Source organism: Streptomyces sp. NPDC002499, from assembly GCF_053595415.1.
In genome coordinates this window covers 306855-322152 of record NZ_JBSFXO010000007.1, presented here as the reverse complement: position 1 = coordinate 322152, position 15298 = coordinate 306855, and the positions used below count along the sequence as shown (strand labels likewise).

The window sequence follows — 15298 nt, the reverse complement described above, 5'->3', positions numbered from 1 at the left end:
GACGTGAGCATCGAGAAGCCCGAGATCGACTTCCCGGGCGGCGAGCCCCCGGCGGACCTGGAGATCAAGGACATCTGGGAGGGCGACGGCGAGGTGGCGCAGGCGGGCCAGACCGTCACCGTCCACTACGTCGGCGTGGCCTTCAGCACCGGCGAGGAGTTCGACGCCAGTTGGAACCGCGGCACCCCGTTCCGCTTCCCGCTCGGCGGCGGCCGTGTCATCAAGGGCTGGGACCAGGGCGTCCAGGGCATGAAGGTCGGCGGCCGTCGCCAGCTGACCATCCCGGCCCACCTCGCCTACGGCAACCAGAGCCCGACCCCGGCGATCAAGCCCGGCGAGACCCTGATCTTCGTGGTCGACCTGGTCGGCGTCTGATCGACGGATCCGACCGGACCCGATCAGCCGGGGCCCATGCCTGTCCGGGCATGGGCCTCGGCTTTTGCCGTGCCACCGCGGGGCGGTACGGTCAACGTCCGTAAGCACCATAGGGAGGCGAAGGGCGTCGATGGCCATTGCCAAGGCCGAGCGGCTGATGAACCTGGCGCTGTGTCTGCTCGGGACGCGGCGGCCGCTCAGCAAGCGTGAGCTGCGCGAGTCCATCGAGGCCTATCTCGAAGCCGGCAGCGACGACTCCTTCAACCGGATGTTCGAGCGGGACAAGGACGATCTGCGCGAACTCGGCCTGGTCATCGAGACCGTGGAGAACCTGGACGGCGAGATGGGCTACCTGGCCCGCCGCGACAGCAACCGCCTCCCGCCCATCACCCTCGACGCAGAGGAGGCCGCCGCCCTGGGCCTGGCCGCCAAGGTCTGGCAGCAGGCCCGGCTCGCCGGCGCGGCCAGCGGCGCCCTGCAGAAACTGCGCGCCGCCGGCCTGCCCGAGGACGTCGATCCCTACGAGGCGCACGGCGCCCTCGAGCCCCGCATCCCGGTGCACGAAGTGGCGTTCGAGCCGTTGATGCTCGCCTGCCGCGACCGCCGCCCGGTCGTCTTCGACTACCGCAAGGCGACCGCCGCCCACCCCGAGCCCCGGCACGTGGAGCCGTGGGCCCTCGAGTGCTGGCGCGGCCACTGGTACCTGGCCGGCTGGGACCGCGACCGCAGTGCCGAGCGCGTCTTCCGGCTCTCCCGGATCACCGGCCGGGTGCGCAGCCGCACCGGACAGTTCACCGCCGAGATCCCCGATGTCGTCACCGTCCGGGAGACCGTGGCGAGTTGGGCGGGGGAGAACGCCGACCGGTCCGCGCTGATCCGGCTGCGTACGGGCTCCGGTTACCCCCTTCGGGCGAAGGCCACCTCGGTGCGGGAACTCGGCGACGGCTGGGACGAGTTGGAGATTCCGTACGGGCACGGGCTGGACGCCTGGCTGGTGGAGTTCGGGCCGGACGTGGTGGTGCTGGAGCCGGCCGAGCTGCGCGCGGACGTGGTGGACCGGCTGCGTGCCGTGGCCAAGGGCTGAGGGGGAGCGGACAACACAGTGGCAGGAAAACCGGTCAGGCCGGCAAGCGCGATCGACCAGACCCGGCGGATGCTCTCGCTGGTGACGTATCTGCGGGAGCGGCCCGGCGCGCGCGTCGAGGACGTCGCCCGCGCGTTCGGGATCACCGAGGACGAGCTGGTCTCCGACCTCGACGTGCTGCCCATGTGCGGCACCAGCTTCCGGGGCGGCGACCTCCTCGACATCGACACCGACGGCGACCGCATCTGGTGGCACAACCCCGCCGCGCTCGGCGAGGAGGCGGCCGAGCCGCTGCGGCTGGCCGCCGACGAGGCGACCGCGCTGCTGGTGGCGGGCCGGGCCGTGTCCACCCTGCCGGGGCTGCGCGAGAGCGACCGGCAGGCGCTGCTGCGGGCCACCGCCAAGGTGGAGACCGCGGCCGGCGAGGCCGCGGGCGCCAGCTCCCGCCTCTCGGTGACCTTCGAGGCCGAGGGCGGCGTCTTCGCGGACGTCGACCGGGCCATCTCCGAGCGCCGACGGCTGTGGATCCGCTACTACTCGCCGGCCCGCGACGAGCTCACCGAGCGCGAGATCGACCCCATCCGCCTGGTCAGCGTCGGGCACACGTACGTGGAGGCCTGGTGCCGCCGCTCCGAGGCGCGCCGCACCTTCCGGCTCGACCGGGTCGCCGAGATCCGCATCCTGGACGAGCCGTCCGCGCCGCCCGAGATGGAGCTCCGGGACCTGTCGGAGGCGCTGGTGCAGCCCGCCGCCGAGGACCCGGAGGTCGTCGTGGAGGTGGGCCCGGGCGGGCGCTGGGTCGCCGAGTACTACCCGCACGACAGTGCGGATGAGCTTCCGGACGGCGGGCTGCGTATTACTCTGCGCACCCCCGACCCGACCTCTCTGCGACGCCTGGCGCTGCGGCTCGGGCGCGACGGCCGCATCGTCTCGCCGCACGACCTCGCCGACAGCGCCCGCCAGGCGGCCCGGGAGGCGCTGGCGGCGTACGACGGCGTCGAGGCGCAGGGCCCGCGGGGCGCCGGCACGGTTCAGGACGGAACCTTCGACAGGCACCACGACAGGCAGGAGCAGGGGCTTTGAGCGAGTCGTCGATGTCTGGTGTGCAGGACAGGGATGTGCAGGAGATGTCGGTGGCGTCCGCCTTCGCGGGGATGAGGAGCGTCGCCCCGGTGACGTTCCGGGCCGGCTGCCCGGAGTGCCGGGGCAGTTTCGAGCTCACCGCGAGCGCCCTGCGCCTGGCCATCGGCGCCACCAGCCGCACCACCTTCTACTCCTTCACCTGCCCCGACTGCGACAGTCTGGTGCGCAAGCCGGCGGGGGAGCGGATCGTCGAGCTGCTGACGGGCGGCGGGGTCAAGACCCTGCGTCTGCACTCCGCCCTCTAGACCCTCTAGGCTCGCCTCCATGTTCTGGCCGATGTTCGCGGTAGCTGTGGGTTTTCTGGGCCTCGCGGTCCTCGGAGTGCTGGCCGTGCGGGTCTTTCTGGAGGCGCGGCGCCTGGGACTGCAGGTGACGGAGGCCGCGCGCCGGATCAACCGGGCCGCCGAGGACCTGGAGAAGGCCGCGGTGAGCACCGCGCGCACTGTCGACTCTCTGTGAGCCCCACTGTGCGGGGCGTGTGAGTCGTGCGCCGGAGGCGTTTTGGGTCACTTCGGCCTGTCACCCTTGGCACTGTGGCAGGTACGCTGCTGGTCGCGGCCCGGCGAACGAGGCGCGGACCGCGGACCGGGAGTACGCACGGGGATTGCCTCACGTTTACCCCTGAGCGTTACGATCGCTGTCAGCACGGTTGATCGGACAGATGTCCGACCGATCGGACAGCACCCCCACCCAGCCGCCTCGGTGAGAAGGTAAAGACTTATGTTCGGAAGGCTCGGAGCCCCCGAGATCATTCTCATCCTCGTCGTCATCATCCTGCTCTTCGGCGCGAAGAAGCTTCCGGACATGGCCCGTTCGCTCGGCAAGTCCGCGCGCATCCTCAAGAGCGAGGCCAAGGCGATGAAGGACGAGGGCAACAACAGCTCCGCCCCCGCCCAGGCGCCCACCACCGGCGAGCAGACGCAGGCGCCGCGCACCATCCAGGCCTCTCCCGGAGACGTGACCAGCTCGCGTCCGGTCACCGAGCCGACGGACACCACGAAGGCCTGATGCCGGGCCGGTGACCTCCGGCCCGCCGCACGAGATGGGAACGTGGGTTGCTGAAGCCTGCCCGCAAGAAGGAGAGGGACCCCGAGGGGCGGATGCCCCTCGCGGAACACCTTCGTGAGCTCCGCAACCGGCTCGCGAAGGCGATGCTGGCCATCGTCATCGTCACGGCCGTGGCTGCCTTCTTCTACAACGACATCGTCAACATCATCACCAAACCGGTGCTGGATTCGATCGGGTGCGGCAAGACCTTCGAACAGTTGGCGAACTCCGGCGACAAGACCAAGCAGTGCGCGCAGATCACGATCAACGGTCTGCTGACGCCGTTCACGCTGGCTCTGAAGGTGTCGCTGATGGCCGGCGTCGTGCTGGCCTCCCCGGTGTGGCTCTACCAGCTGTGGGCTTTCGTCGCCCCCGGCCTGCACCGGCACGAGCGCAAGTACGCCTACGCGTTCGTCGGCACCGGCGTCCCGCTGTTCCTCGGCGGCGCCTACTTCGCCTACCGGGTGCTGCCCACCACGGCGAAGGTGCTCATCGGCTTCACGCCGCAGGACGTCGACAACCTGCTGCCGCTGGACGACCTGCTCGACCTGGTCACCCGCATGGTGCTGGTCTTCGGCCTCTCCTTCGAGCTGCCACTGCTGCTGATCATGCTCAACCTCACCGGGGTGCTGACCGGCAGGCGGATGCTCGGCTGGTGGCGCGCGATGATCATGGGCATCACCGTGTTCGCGGCCATCGCGACACCGAGCACGGACCCGCTCACCATGCTGGCGCTCGCCGGGCCGATCTGGGTCCTGTACTTCGCCGCGGTCGTCTTCTCGCTCGTCAACGACCGGCGCAAGCGCCGCCGCGAGGCCGAGGGCCCGGACGACGACGAGGCCTCGGACCTGGACCTCACCCCCGAGGACATCGGCGAGATCGAGACCGTCTCCGCCAGCCGCGCACTGCCCGAGCAGACGAGCACGGACCGGGTCAACGGCTACGACGACGTGACCTGACGCTCTCTCAGCCACTCGCACCGCGGATCGCGGCCGGGGCGCCCATCGGGCGCACCCGGCCGCTTTCGCGTCCGGGCCGGGCACACCGGTCGCCGTGAGCAGTTCCCGTTCCGGGCGCTGAGCTGCGGGGATCCGGGGTTTGCCAGGGGTGGATACGGATAATGATCGTCCTGTTGTCAGTGGGGCCCGGTACGCTCGAAAGCACGATGACAGAGGACCTCTCACCGGCCGAGCGGTACGCGGCTGCCCGCAGTCGCGCTGCCGAGCAGGCCACCGCGCTCGCCGACTTCCGCGAGATGTACGACTTCGGCCTCGACGCCTTCCAGATCGAGGCCTGCAAGGCGCTCGAAGCCGGCAAGGGCGTACTGGTCGCGGCTCCCACCGGCTCAGGCAAGACGATCGTGGGCGAGTTCGCCGTCCACCTCGCCCTCCAGCAGGGCAAGAAATGCTTCTACACGACACCCATCAAGGCGCTGTCGAACCAGAAGTACGCCGACCTGTGCCGCCGCTACGGCGCGGACAAGGTCGGCCTGCTCACCGGCGACAACAGCGTCAACTCCGAGGCACCGGTGGTCGTGATGACCACCGAGGTGCTGCGGAACATGCTGTACGCGGGCTCGCAGACCCTCCTCGGCCTCGGCTACGTGGTCATGGACGAGGTGCACTACCTCTCCGACCGCTTCCGCGGCGCCGTATGGGAAGAGGTGATCATCCACCTGCCGGAGTCCGTGACCCTGGTGTCCCTGTCGGCGACCGTGTCGAACGCCGAGGAGTTCGGCGACTGGCTCGACACCGTCCGCGGCCACACCGAGGTGATCGTCTCCGAACACCGGCCCGTGCCGCTGTTCCAGCACGTGCTCGCCGGACGCCGGATGTACGACCTCTTCGAGGAGGGCGAGGGCAGCAAGAAGGCCGTCAACCCCGACCTCACGCGGCTGGCCCGCATGGAGGCGCAGCGCCCGTCCTACCAGGACCGCAGACGCGGCCGTTCCATGCGCGAGGCCGACCGCGAGCGGGAGCGCAGACAGCGCTCGCGGGTGTGGACCCCGAGCCGCCCCGAGGTCATCGAGCGCCTCGACTCCGAGGGCCTGCTGCCCGCCATCACGTTCATCTTCAGCCGCGCCGCCTGCGAGGCCGCCGTACAGCAGTGTCTGTTCGCCGGTCTGCGGCTCAACGACGACGAGGCGCGGGAGAAGGTCCGCGCCATCGTCGAGGAGCGCACGGCGTCCATCCCGAACGAGGACCTGCACGTCCTCGGGTACTACGAGTGGCTGGAAGGCCTCGAGCGCGGCATCGCGGCCCATCACGCGGGCATGCTGCCGACGTTCAAGGAGGTCGTCGAGGAACTGTTCCTGCACGGGCTCGTGAAGGCCGTCTTCGCGACCGAGACCCTGGCGCTCGGCATCAACATGCCCGCGCGCTCGGTGGTGCTGGAGAAGCTCGTCAAGTGGAACGGGCAGGAGCACGCCGACATCACCCCCGGCGAGTACACCCAGTTGACGGGGCGCGCGGGCCGGCGCGGCATCGACGTCGAGGGTCACGCGGTCGTGCTGTGGCAGCGCGGCATCAGCCCCGAGCACCTCGCGGGCCTGGCCGGCACGCGTACGTACCCGCTGCGCTCCAGCTTCAAGCCGTCGTACAACATGGCGGTCAACCTGGTCGAGCAGTTCGGGCGGCACCGCTCGCGCGAACTCCTGGAGACGTCCTTCGCGCAGTTCCAGGCCGACAAGTCGGTCGTCGGGATCTCGCGGCAGGTGCAGCGCAACGAGGAGGGCCTGGAGGGCTACAAGGACTCCATGACCTGCCACCTCGGCGACTTCGACGAGTACATGAGCCTGCGCCGCGAGCTCAAGGACCGCGAGAACGAGTTGGCCAAGCAGGGCGCGGTCGAGCGGCGGGCCGAGGCGGCGGTGGCGCTGGAGAAGCTCAAGCCGGGAGATGTCATCCACGTCCCCACCGGCAAGTACGCGGGCCTGGCGCTGGTGTTGGACCCGGGGCTGCCGGCCGGCCGGTCCAACGGCCACCGCGGCTTCGAGCACCACGACGGGCCGCGCCCGCTGGTCCTGACCGCCGAGCGGCAGGTCAAGCGGCTCGCGTCGATGGACTTCCCGGTGCCGGTCGAGGCATTGGAGCGGATGCGGATCCCGAAGTCCTTCAACCCGCGCTCACCCCAGTCCCGTCGGGACCTCGCCTCCGCGCTGCGCACCAAGGCCGGGCACATCCCGCCGGAGCGGGCCCGTAAGAAGCGGGCCCAGGCGGCGGACGACCGCGAGATCGCTCGGCTGCGTACGGCGATCCGGGCGCATCCTTGCCATGGGTGCAACGACCGTGAGGATCACGCGCGGTGGGCCGAGCGGTACCACCGGCTGATGCGGGACACCTCGCAGCTGGAGCGGCGGATCGAGGGCCGGACCAACACGATCGCGCGGACCTTCGACCGGATCGTTGCGTTGCTGACCGAGCTGGACTATCTGCGGGGTGACGAGGTCACCGAGCACGGCAAGCGGCTGGCGCGGCTGTACGGCGAGTTGGATCTGCTGGCGAGTGAATGTCTGCGGGCGGGTGTGTGGGAAGGGCTCGGGCCCGCCGAACTCGCCGCGTGCGTTTCGGCGTTGGTGTACGAGGCGCGGGTCGGGGACGACGCGATGGCTCCCAAGGTGCCGTCCGGCAAGGCCAAGGCCGCGCTGGGGGAGATGGTGCGGATCTGGGGGCGGCTGGATGCCCTTGAGGAGGACTTCCGGATCAGTCAGACCGAGGGGGTCGGGCAGCGGGAGCCTGATCTCGGGTTTGCCTGGCCTGCGTATATGTGGGCTTCGGGCAAGGGGCTGGATGAGGTTCTGCGGGAGGCGGAGATGCCGGCCGGGGACTTTGTGCGGTGGTGCAAGCAGGTGATCGATGTGCTGGGGCAGGTTTCTGCTGCTTCTGCGGCCGAGGGGTCGACTGTGGCGAAGGCTGCGCGTAAGGCGGTTGATCAGTTGTTGCGGGGTGTGGTCGCCTACTCGTCTGTTGGGTGACCTGATTCGTTGGCGGGTGCGGGTGGATTGTGGCTGGTCGCGCAGTTCCCCGCGCCCCTGACGGCGTTGCCCTTAACCCCGGTCCAGAAATGAGCGCCAACCTCCGTACCGGGTGATGTCCTCGGCGTTCGTCAGTGCCGTCGGTTCGCAGAGGAAGCCGGAGGCGCTTGTGCCGTCTGCCAGCTCCACCCTGCCCAGCGTCATCGGGCGAGGCAGAGCCGTCAGTAGGCGGCCCAAGCCCTCTGCCGGTAGATGCCAGATCTCCGTTTCGATCGACGCTCCGCTCTCCTCGCCCACGTGGACCAAGCCCGGCTTCGGCGGGGTGGTCGACAGGGCGTGCAGGCGGTAGACCGGGGCTGTTGTCGTCGTGCGGTCCAAGTGGGCGCCCAAGGACAGGAGTTGGGGGTTCAACGGCTGGCCCGTCAGGTGGGCGCCCACCACGGCGATACGCGTCTCCGGCTCCAGCATGCGCGCGATCCTGCCCAGGCGGTCCTCCGTGAAAGCCGGGCCGATCAGCATGACGCCGAAGGGGAGGCCGTTGACCTCGCCCGACGGGACGGACAGCGCTGACAGGTCGAAGAGGTTGGTGGAGTTGGTGAAGCGGCCCAGGCGGGCGTTGGTGGCCAGGGGGTCGGCGGCTACCTCGGCCAGGGTCGGGTGGCCCGGGGTCGTCGGGAGCAACAGCGCGTCCGCGTCCGCCAGTTCGGTGAGGGCGCGAGAGCGGAGTGCGGCCAGGCGGTCCAGGTCCGTGTAGAGGCGGTGGGCCGGGATGTCGCGGGCTCGGGTGATGATGCCGGCGACCGTGGGGTCCAGGCCGTCGAGTCCGTCTGTGATCGCCTTGTCGACAAAGCTCCCCACCGCCGTGTAGCGCTCGGCCACGAACGCGCCCTCGTACAGCATCGCGGCCGCCTCCGTGAAGGCGGTGAGGTCGAGGGTGCGGATGTCCGCGCCCGCTGCCCTCAGTCGGGCCACGGCCGCCTCGTACGCTTCCGGCCAGCCCTCGTCCAGTTCGCCCAGTTGGCCGGGGGAGGGGATCGCCACGCGCCACGGGCCCGGGGTGCGCTGGGGGAGCGGAGGGAGGTCCCGGGTCGGTGGGGTCGTCATGAACGACAGGGCCTGTTCGGCCTCCGGGAGGGTGCGGGCGAAGACCGTCACGCAGTCCAGGGACGCGCAGGCCGGGACCACGCCCTCCGTCGGGACCAGGCCGCGGGTCGGCTTGATGCCGACGATGCCGTTGAAGGCGGCCGGGACCCGACCCGAGCCCGCCGTGTCGGTGCCGAGGGCGAAGTCGACGATGCCCAGGGCCACGGCGACCGCCGAGCCGGAGCTGGAGCCGCCGCTGATCCGGGTCGGGTCGACGGCGTTGCGGACGGCCCCGTGCGGTGAGCGGGTGCCGACCAGGCCGGTCGCGAACTGGTCGAGATTGGTCGTGCCGAGGACCAGTGCGCCGGCCGCCCGGAGACGGGCCACGACCGGCGCGTCCCTCTCCGGGGTGTACGCGTACGCCGGGCAGCCCGCGGTGGTCGGGAGGCCGTGCACGTCGATGTTGCCCTTGGCGGCGAACAGGCGCCCGGCGAGCGGGAGTCGCTCGCCGGATGCCACTCGCTCGTCGATCGACCGGGCCTCGGCCTCGACCTCCGCGCGGGGGCGCAGGTCGATCCAGATCTCCGGGCGGTCCACGGCCGCGATGCGGTCGTACGCGGCGCCTACCCGGGACACTGTGCTGGACATACGCGCTCCTCGACTATCGGTCGGTGGCCGGAGCGAGGACGACCAGTGCCGTCCCCGCCTCCACCTGGTCGCCCGGCCTGGCCAGGATCTCCGCCACCACGCCGTCGACCGGCGCGTGCACCCTGGACTCCATCTTCATCGCCTCCAGCGCGAGGAGCGGCTGGCCGGCCGTCACCTCGTCACCGGGTTCTACGTTCAACTGCCATACGGAGGCCGCGAATTCGGCCTCGATCAGCCGGCCGCCCGGTGGCACGGTCACCTCGGCCTGGGGCGCGGCCGGTGCGGCGGCGGCCTCGGCGCGGGTGAACTCGCCGGCCGCTTCCCAGGCGTCCCGCTCGGTGGCGAAGGCCGCCTGCTGGCGTGACCTGAACTCCGCTATGGAATCGGCGTGTTCGGCAAGGAAATCCTCGTACGCCGCCAGTGAGAAGGTGCCCTCCTCGATGCGCGGGACGAACCGGCCGGAGGTGATGTCGGCCCGCAGGTCGAGGAGTTCGTCCGCGTCGACCGGATACCACTTGATGCGGTCGAAGAACCGCAGCAGCCAGGGCGAGCCCGGCTCGAAGGCGCCGCGCTGCTGCCACCCCGACCACACCTGGGTCGTCCGGCCGACGAACTGGTAGCCGCCCGGGCCCTCCATGCCGTAGATGCAGAGGTAGGCGCCGCCGATGCCGACGGAGTTCTCGGCCGTCCAGGTGCGGGCCGGGTTGTACTTGGTCGTCACCAGACGGTGGCGCGGGTCGAGCGGGGTGGCGACCGGGGCGCCCAAGTAGACGTCTCCCAGGCCCAGTACGAGGTACTCGGCGTCGAAGACCGTGCGGTAGACGTCGGCGACCGACTCCAGGCCGTTGACCCGGCGGATGAACTCGATGTTCCAGGGGCACCAGGGAGCGTCGTCGCGGACGCCCGCCATGTAGCGGGCGATGGCCTCGCGGGTGGCCGGGTCGTCCCAGGAGAGGGGGAGGTGGACCGTGCGGGAGGGGACGATCAACTGGTCCGTGGGCGGGAGGACGGCCGCTATCTCCCTTACAGAGGACAGGAGTTCGGCTTGGGGGAGGCGGGTCGGGTCCGTCTGGATCTGGAGGGAACGGATGCCCGGGGTGAGGTCGATGACGCCCTCGAAGTCGGCCTCCGAGACCGCCTCCATCAGGGCGTGGACGCGCATGCGCTGCGCCAGGTCCAGCTGCATCGGGCCGAATTCGACCAAGAGGTTGTCGTCGCCGCTGCGACGGAAGGTGACATCGCCGTCCCGGGCCAGGATTCCCCCGTCCACGATGTCGGCGCGGGGCGAGCCTTCGACGTTCACCGGGCGGAAGCGGACCGTGTCGCCGGGCCTGAACTGGCCCAGTTTCCAGCGCTCTTGGCTGATGACCGTCGCCGGACAGACGAAGCCGCCGAGGGACGGGCCGTCGGGACCGAGCAGGACCGGCATGTCGCCCGTGTAGTCGACGGCGCCGACCGAGTACGGGGTGTCGTGGATGTTGGACGGGTGCAGGCCCGCCTCACCGCCGTCCGTGCGCGCCCAGCGGGGCTTCGGGCCGACCAGTCGGACGCCCGTGCGCGCCGAGTTGAAGTGGACCTTCCACTCGGCCGCGTAGAAGTCGTGGATGTCGTCCTCGGTGAAGAACTCCGGTGCCGCGTGCGGGCCTTCGACCGCGGCCACCTCCCATACGGTGCCGAAGTCGGGGCGGTCGGCGGTCGGTACCGGAGTGCCCTCGGCGAGCGTGCCGCCGTGCAGGACGTCACCCGTGCGCAGCGCCCGGCCGCCGTGGCCGCCGAACCTGCCCAGCGTGAAGGTGCTCGCGCTGCCGAGGAAGGCGGGGACGTCCAGGCCGCCGCCCGCGAACAGGACGTACGTCCGCAGGCCGTGCCGCGACGGGGTGCCGATCTCCAGGACGGCTCCGGCCGGGACCGTCACCGGCTCCCACTGCGCGACCGGCGTGCCGTCGACCGTCACCGGGGCCGGGGCACCCGTCACGCACACGGTCGTCGCGTGCGTGAACCTCAACGTCGGTCCCTGGAGCGTGCATTCGAGCCCGGGTGCGCCCTCGTGGTTGCCGAGGGCCCGGTTGCCGAGCCGGAAGGAGCGGTCGTCCATCGGGCCGCACGGCGGCACGCCGACCTGCCAGTAGCCGGTGCGGCCCGGCCAGTCCTGGACCGTGGTGAGCGTGCCGCCGGTGACCACCTCGACGCGCGGGGTCGGGTCGGTCACCGCGGCCAGGGTGGCCGTGGAGTGCGTGGCCGCGCCGAAGTCCCGGTCGGCCAGCGCGGCCCGGACCAGGCCCAGGTTGGTCTCGATGCCGTCGACGCGGGTGCGGGCCAGCGCCTCGTCGAGGCGGCGCAGGGCGTGGGGGCGGTCGGGGCCGTACGCGATGACCTTCGCGAGCATCGGGTCGTACGACGTCGTCACCTCGGTGCCGGTCTCCACCCAGCCGTCCACGCGGACGCCCGTCGGGAACTCCACCCGCGTCAACAGGCCCGCGCTGGGCCGGTGTTCGCGGGAGGGGTCCTCGGCGTAGACGCGGGCCTCGACGGCGTGGCCACGGGGTGGGCCCGGGTCGCGGACGACGTCCGGGTCGCCGCCGGCCAGGCGGAGCATCCAGGCGACCAGGTCGACGCCGTAGATCTCCTCGGTGACCGGATGTTCCACCTGGAGGCGGGTGTTGACCTCCAAGAAGTACGCCTCCTCGCGGGCGGCGTCGTAGACGAACTCGACGGTGCCTGCGGAGCGGTAGCCGACCGAGGCGCACAAGTCGCGCGCAGACAGGGCGAGTTGTTGACGAATGCGCGAGGGCAGTCCCGGAGCCGGGGCCTCCTCGACGACCTTCTGGTTGCGGCGTTGCAGGGAGCAGTCGCGGTCGCCGAAGGTGACGACCTTGCCCTCGCCGTCGCCGAAGACCTGCACCTCGACATGGCGGGCGTGCTCCACCAGGCGCTCCAGGAAGACACCGGCGGAGGAGAAGGAGGCGGCAGCGACGCGCTGCACCCGCTCCCAGGCGTCGGTCAGTTCGGCGGCCGACCGGCATGCCGACATGCCGATACCGCCACCACCGCCGGTGGCCTTCAGCATGACGGGGTAGCCGATCAGGGCGGCCTGGGCGAGTGCCGCGTCCAGGTCCGCCAACAGTCCGGTGCCCGGGGCCAGTTGCACCCCCGCGGCCTCGGCCGCCGCCCGTGCCGTGTGCTTGGCGCCGAACAGCTCCAGCTGCTCCGGTGTCGGCCCCACGAACACGATCCCGGCGTCCTCGCAGCGCCGTGCGAAGGCCGCGTCCTCGGACAGGAAGCCGTAGCCCGGGTGGATGGCGCCGGCGCCCGCGTCCTTGGCGGCCCTCAGCACCAGGTCGGCGTCGAGGTACGACTCCTTCGCGGGCGCGGGGCCGAGCCGGACCGCCTCGTCGGCGAGCCGCACGTGCGGGGCCGAGCGGTCGGGGTCGGAGTACACGGCGACCGTGCGCAGGCCGAGTTCGCGGGCGGTGCGGATGACGCGGACCGCGATCTCGCCGCGGTTGGCGACCAGGAGGGTGTCGAAGGCGAGGGGTGCGGTGTCGGAGGCGGGCCTCACGTACGGGGCGGCGGTCATGCCGGGGCTCCGGTGATCGTCATCTCCACCGCCGTCGGGTCGAAGCCGTTGCAAGGGTTGTTGATCTGGGGGCAGTTGGAGACCAGGACCAGGACGTCGCGTTCGGCCCGCAGGGTCAGTTTCAGGCCCGGTGCGGAGATGCCGTCGACGATGCCGAGGGTGCCGTCCTGCTCGACCGGCACGTTCATGTACCAGTTGATGTTGGAGACCAAGTCCCGTTTGCCCAGGCCGTACTTGGCGCCCTCGGCCAGGAAGTTGTCCACGCACGCGTGCTGCGACCAGGTGTGGTGGCCGTAGCGCAGGGTGTTGGACTCCTTGGAGCAGGCGCCGCCGACCGTGTCGTGGCGGCCCACCTCGTCGTCGGTCACGGTCATCAACGGGGTGTGCTCGTTGGACATCAGCACGCTGCCGGTGGTGAGGAAGAGGTTGCCCTGCGCCTGGATGGTGTCGGGCGCGCTGTAGCGGACCGACGTGTCGTGGGCGTCGTAGACGAGGAAGTCGACGGCCTGGTTGCCGTGCAGATCGGTGACGGTGAGCGTCTCGCCCGCGCGGACGACGGCGGACCAGGCGGCCCGGGCCGGCACTTCCACGGTCTTCACGGGTGTCTCCACGGTCGTCATGCGAGCCCCCTCGCGGCGAGGAAATCGGCGGTGTTCAGGAAGGCGCGGCGGCCCTCCGGGGAGGCGTCCCACAGCGGGTCGCCCGGCGTGGTCGGCGCGGCGCGCCAGGCGAGGGCCTCCAGCGCGGTGCTGACGTAGTCGGGGCGCGGGTCGGCCGGGTGCGGCACGTTGGCGATCAGCACGGTGACGTCCTGCTCGGCGCGCAGGGTGACGCTGCCGCCGGGGCCGGTGGAGCCGGTGAAGTCGAGGGCGCCGTCCTCGCCGATCCGCACGCCCTGGAAGAAGGAGAACGAGGGTGGCAGATCGCGGGGTTCCAGGCCGTTCTTCGCGGCCGCCAGCTTGAACAGCTCGCGGCCTGCCGGGGAGTCGGACTGCGGGGTGCCGTCGCCGTACCGCTCGCTGTTGCGGACCAGGGTGGAGGTGCCGCACAGCGCGTCGTGGCGGCCGGAGGTGTCGGTGACGACGCTCGCCAGGACGCGGCCCTGGTCGGACAGGAGCAACTGCCCCTCGCCCAGGTAGGCGTTCCACTGGACCTTCACCGTGTCGGCGACGTTGAGCCGCTCCCAGGGCCGGTCGGCCGCGTACAGCAGGAGGTGCGCGCAGGCGTCGCCGTGCAGGTCGGTCAGGCGCAGTTCGGTGCCGCGGGCCAGCACGCGGTGCGTGTAGTTGCCGCCCGCGACCGTCTCGGCCCACACCAGGTGGCCGGCCGCGCAGGGCGGGTCGGGCCAGTCGGCGGCCGGCACGACGGGCATGGCCTCGGCGCGGGTGCCCTCCTGGGCGCGGGCGTGGGCGCGGGCTCCGTACGTGGTACCTGTCGCCATCGCGTGACCTCCGACTCCGGGGTTGGGTCTGGGTGGGGTGTTCTCTGTTCCGGGGCTATTTCTGTCGCTCGACAGAAATTAGGAGGCGGGCGGGTCGCCGGGATTGCCCGCGCGTTGCCGCTCGGTTACCGAGCCCTCACCAAGATCGCCTCGGAGTCGTCGCGGGGTGCCGTGTGCGAGGATCGAAACCATGGGAGCGACAGGTGGACGCCGGGTCGGCCGGCCGCGCGCCGCGCAGCGGCCGGACAGCGGTCTCCGGCCGCGCGACGAACTGCTCACCGCCGCCGCCGAGTTGTTCACCACCCGCGGGTACGCCGCCACCACCACCCGCGCGGTCGCCGAGCGCGCGGGCATGCGGCAGGCGTCCATGTACCACTACGTCTCCGGCAAGGAGGAGCTGCTCGCCGAGCTGCTGGAGTCCACGGTCACGCCCTCGCTGACGTACGCCCGTGAGCTGCTCGCCGACGACGTGACCCCGGCCGGGGACCGGCTGTGGGAGCTGTGCCGGACCGACGTGGAGCTGCTGTGCGGCGGCCCGCACAACCTCGGCGGCCTCTATCTGCTGCCCGAGGTGCGCGCCGAGCGGTTCGCGGGATTCCACGCCGTGCGCGCCGAACTCAAGGACGCCTACCGGCAGTTGCTCGCCGCGACCGAGGCCGGGGGCGCGCTCGCCAAGAGCGAGCTGGATCTGCGTACGGACCTGTTGTTCGGGTTGATCGAGGGTGTGATCCTCGTGCACCGCTCGGACCCGGAGCGGCCGGTGTCGGCCTTTGCCGAAGCGACCGCCGACGCGGCTCTGCGCATCGCCGGAATCTGACCTTCACTCGTCACGGTGAGTGGTTTTCGTACGCCTGTACGCCGTAACCGAACGTGTGCGAGTGGCGTCTCTGCGTGTAAATGCAGCCGAGAGTACTCCTGTTGCGTGGG

The 15298-nt window shown here is 71.1% G+C and carries 13 protein-coding genes; 9 read left to right on the top strand and 4 right to left on the bottom strand.

From position 1 onward, the window contains the following. Nucleotides 1-3 precede the first annotated feature (3 nt). From ACWD5F_RS21570 to ACWD5F_RS21535, 8 genes are all read left to right on the top strand, one after another. The gene (locus ACWD5F_RS21570; RefSeq protein ID WP_402362048.1) at nt 4-375 is read left to right on the top strand and encodes an FKBP-type peptidyl-prolyl cis-trans isomerase; all 372 of its coding nucleotides are present in this window, start codon (nt 4-6) and stop codon (nt 373-375) included. Between the two features lie 130 nt (nt 376-505). Further along, complete coding sequence (locus tag ACWD5F_RS21565) at nt 506-1459, top strand: helix-turn-helix transcriptional regulator (RefSeq protein WP_451256387.1); 954 nt, start codon at nt 506-508, stop codon at nt 1457-1459. Between the two features lie 18 nt (nt 1460-1477). Then, nucleotides 1478-2542: a helix-turn-helix transcriptional regulator gene (locus tag ACWD5F_RS21560; protein ID WP_401724927.1), complete on the top strand. Its 1065-nt coding sequence runs from the start codon at nt 1478-1480 to the stop codon at nt 2540-2542. After that, nucleotides 2539-2847: a hypothetical protein gene (locus ACWD5F_RS21555; RefSeq protein WP_451256385.1), complete on the top strand. Its 309-nt coding sequence runs from the start codon at nt 2539-2541 to the stop codon at nt 2845-2847. Before ACWD5F_RS21560 ends, ACWD5F_RS21555 begins: the two co-directional genes overlap by 4 nt. A 19-nt stretch (nt 2848-2866) precedes the next feature. Continuing rightward, nucleotides 2867-3061 (top strand): hypothetical protein, encoded by a 195-nt coding sequence (locus ACWD5F_RS21550; protein ID WP_450357459.1) that lies wholly within the window; start codon nt 2867-2869, stop codon nt 3059-3061. 261 nt (nt 3062-3322) lie between these two features. After that, the gene (tatA, locus tag ACWD5F_RS21545; RefSeq protein ID WP_401724933.1) at nt 3323-3610 is read left to right on the top strand and encodes a Sec-independent protein translocase subunit TatA; all 288 of its coding nucleotides are present in this window, start codon (nt 3323-3325) and stop codon (nt 3608-3610) included. 47 nt (nt 3611-3657) lie between these two features. Then, a complete protein-coding gene (gene tatC, locus ACWD5F_RS21540; RefSeq protein WP_401724936.1) occupies nt 3658-4608 on the top strand; it encodes a twin-arginine translocase subunit TatC in 951 nt (316 codons plus the stop codon). 161 nt (nt 4609-4769) lie between these two features. Next, nucleotides 4770-7622: a DEAD/DEAH box helicase gene (locus ACWD5F_RS21535; protein WP_451256382.1), complete on the top strand. Its 2853-nt coding sequence runs from the start codon at nt 4770-4772 to the stop codon at nt 7620-7622. Between the two features lie 72 nt (nt 7623-7694). Here the strand turns inward: ACWD5F_RS21535 and atzF are convergent, their stop codons facing one another. From atzF to ACWD5F_RS21515, 4 genes are read right to left on the bottom strand one after another with little or no spacing between them, the layout of a single operon-like run. Then, nucleotides 7695-9353 (bottom strand): allophanate hydrolase, encoded by a 1659-nt coding sequence (gene atzF, locus ACWD5F_RS21530; RefSeq protein ID WP_451256380.1) that lies wholly within the window; start codon nt 9351-9353, stop codon nt 7695-7697. Between the two features lie 13 nt (nt 9354-9366). Then, nucleotides 9367-12930: a 5-oxoprolinase/urea amidolyase family protein gene (locus ACWD5F_RS21525; protein ID WP_451256378.1), complete on the bottom strand. Its 3564-nt coding sequence runs from the start codon at nt 12928-12930 to the stop codon at nt 9367-9369. Then, nucleotides 12927-13550, bottom strand: a complete 624-nt coding sequence (locus tag ACWD5F_RS21520; RefSeq protein ID WP_451256376.1) for an urea amidolyase associated protein UAAP2 — start codon at nt 13548-13550, stop codon at nt 12927-12929. Before ACWD5F_RS21520 ends, ACWD5F_RS21525 begins: the two co-directional genes overlap by 4 nt. After that, nucleotides 13547-14371, bottom strand: a complete 825-nt coding sequence (locus ACWD5F_RS21515; RefSeq protein WP_451256374.1) for an urea amidolyase associated protein UAAP1 — start codon at nt 14369-14371, stop codon at nt 13547-13549. Before ACWD5F_RS21515 ends, ACWD5F_RS21520 begins: the two co-directional genes overlap by 4 nt. A 190-nt stretch (nt 14372-14561) precedes the next feature. On the opposite strand from ACWD5F_RS21515, the gene ACWD5F_RS21510 reads away from it, so the two are divergent. Continuing rightward, entirely contained in the window at nt 14562-15188 is a 627-nt protein-coding gene (locus ACWD5F_RS21510) for a TetR/AcrR family transcriptional regulator (RefSeq protein WP_451256372.1), read from the top strand. Nucleotides 15189-15298: the final 110 nt, after the last annotated feature.

Coding starts and splice junctions, on each gene's coding strand:
- ACWD5F_RS21535 (WP_451256382.1), top strand. CDS start 4,770: ATGATCGTCCTGTTGTCAGTGGGGCCCGGTACGCTCGAAAGCACGATG.
- ACWD5F_RS21550 (WP_450357459.1), top strand. CDS start 2,867: ATGTTCTGGCCGATGTTCGCGGTAGCTGTGGGTTTTCTGGGCCTCGCG.
- ACWD5F_RS21515 (WP_451256374.1), bottom strand. CDS start 14,371: ATGGCGACAGGTACCACGTACGGAGCCCGCGCCCACGCCCGCGCCCAG.
- ACWD5F_RS21565 (WP_451256387.1), top strand. CDS start 506: ATGGCCATTGCCAAGGCCGAGCGGCTGATGAACCTGGCGCTGTGTCTG.
- ACWD5F_RS21525 (WP_451256378.1), bottom strand. CDS start 12,930: ATGACCGCCGCCCCGTACGTGAGGCCCGCCTCCGACACCGCACCCCTC.
- ACWD5F_RS21510 (WP_451256372.1), top strand. CDS start 14,562: ATGGGAGCGACAGGTGGACGCCGGGTCGGCCGGCCGCGCGCCGCGCAG.
- tatA (WP_401724933.1), top strand. CDS start 3,323: ATGTTCGGAAGGCTCGGAGCCCCCGAGATCATTCTCATCCTCGTCGTC.
- atzF (WP_451256380.1), bottom strand. CDS start 9,353: ATGTCCAGCACAGTGTCCCGGGTAGGCGCCGCGTACGACCGCATCGCG.
- ACWD5F_RS21520 (WP_451256376.1), bottom strand. CDS start 13,550: ATGACGACCGTGGAGACACCCGTGAAGACCGTGGAAGTGCCGGCCCGG.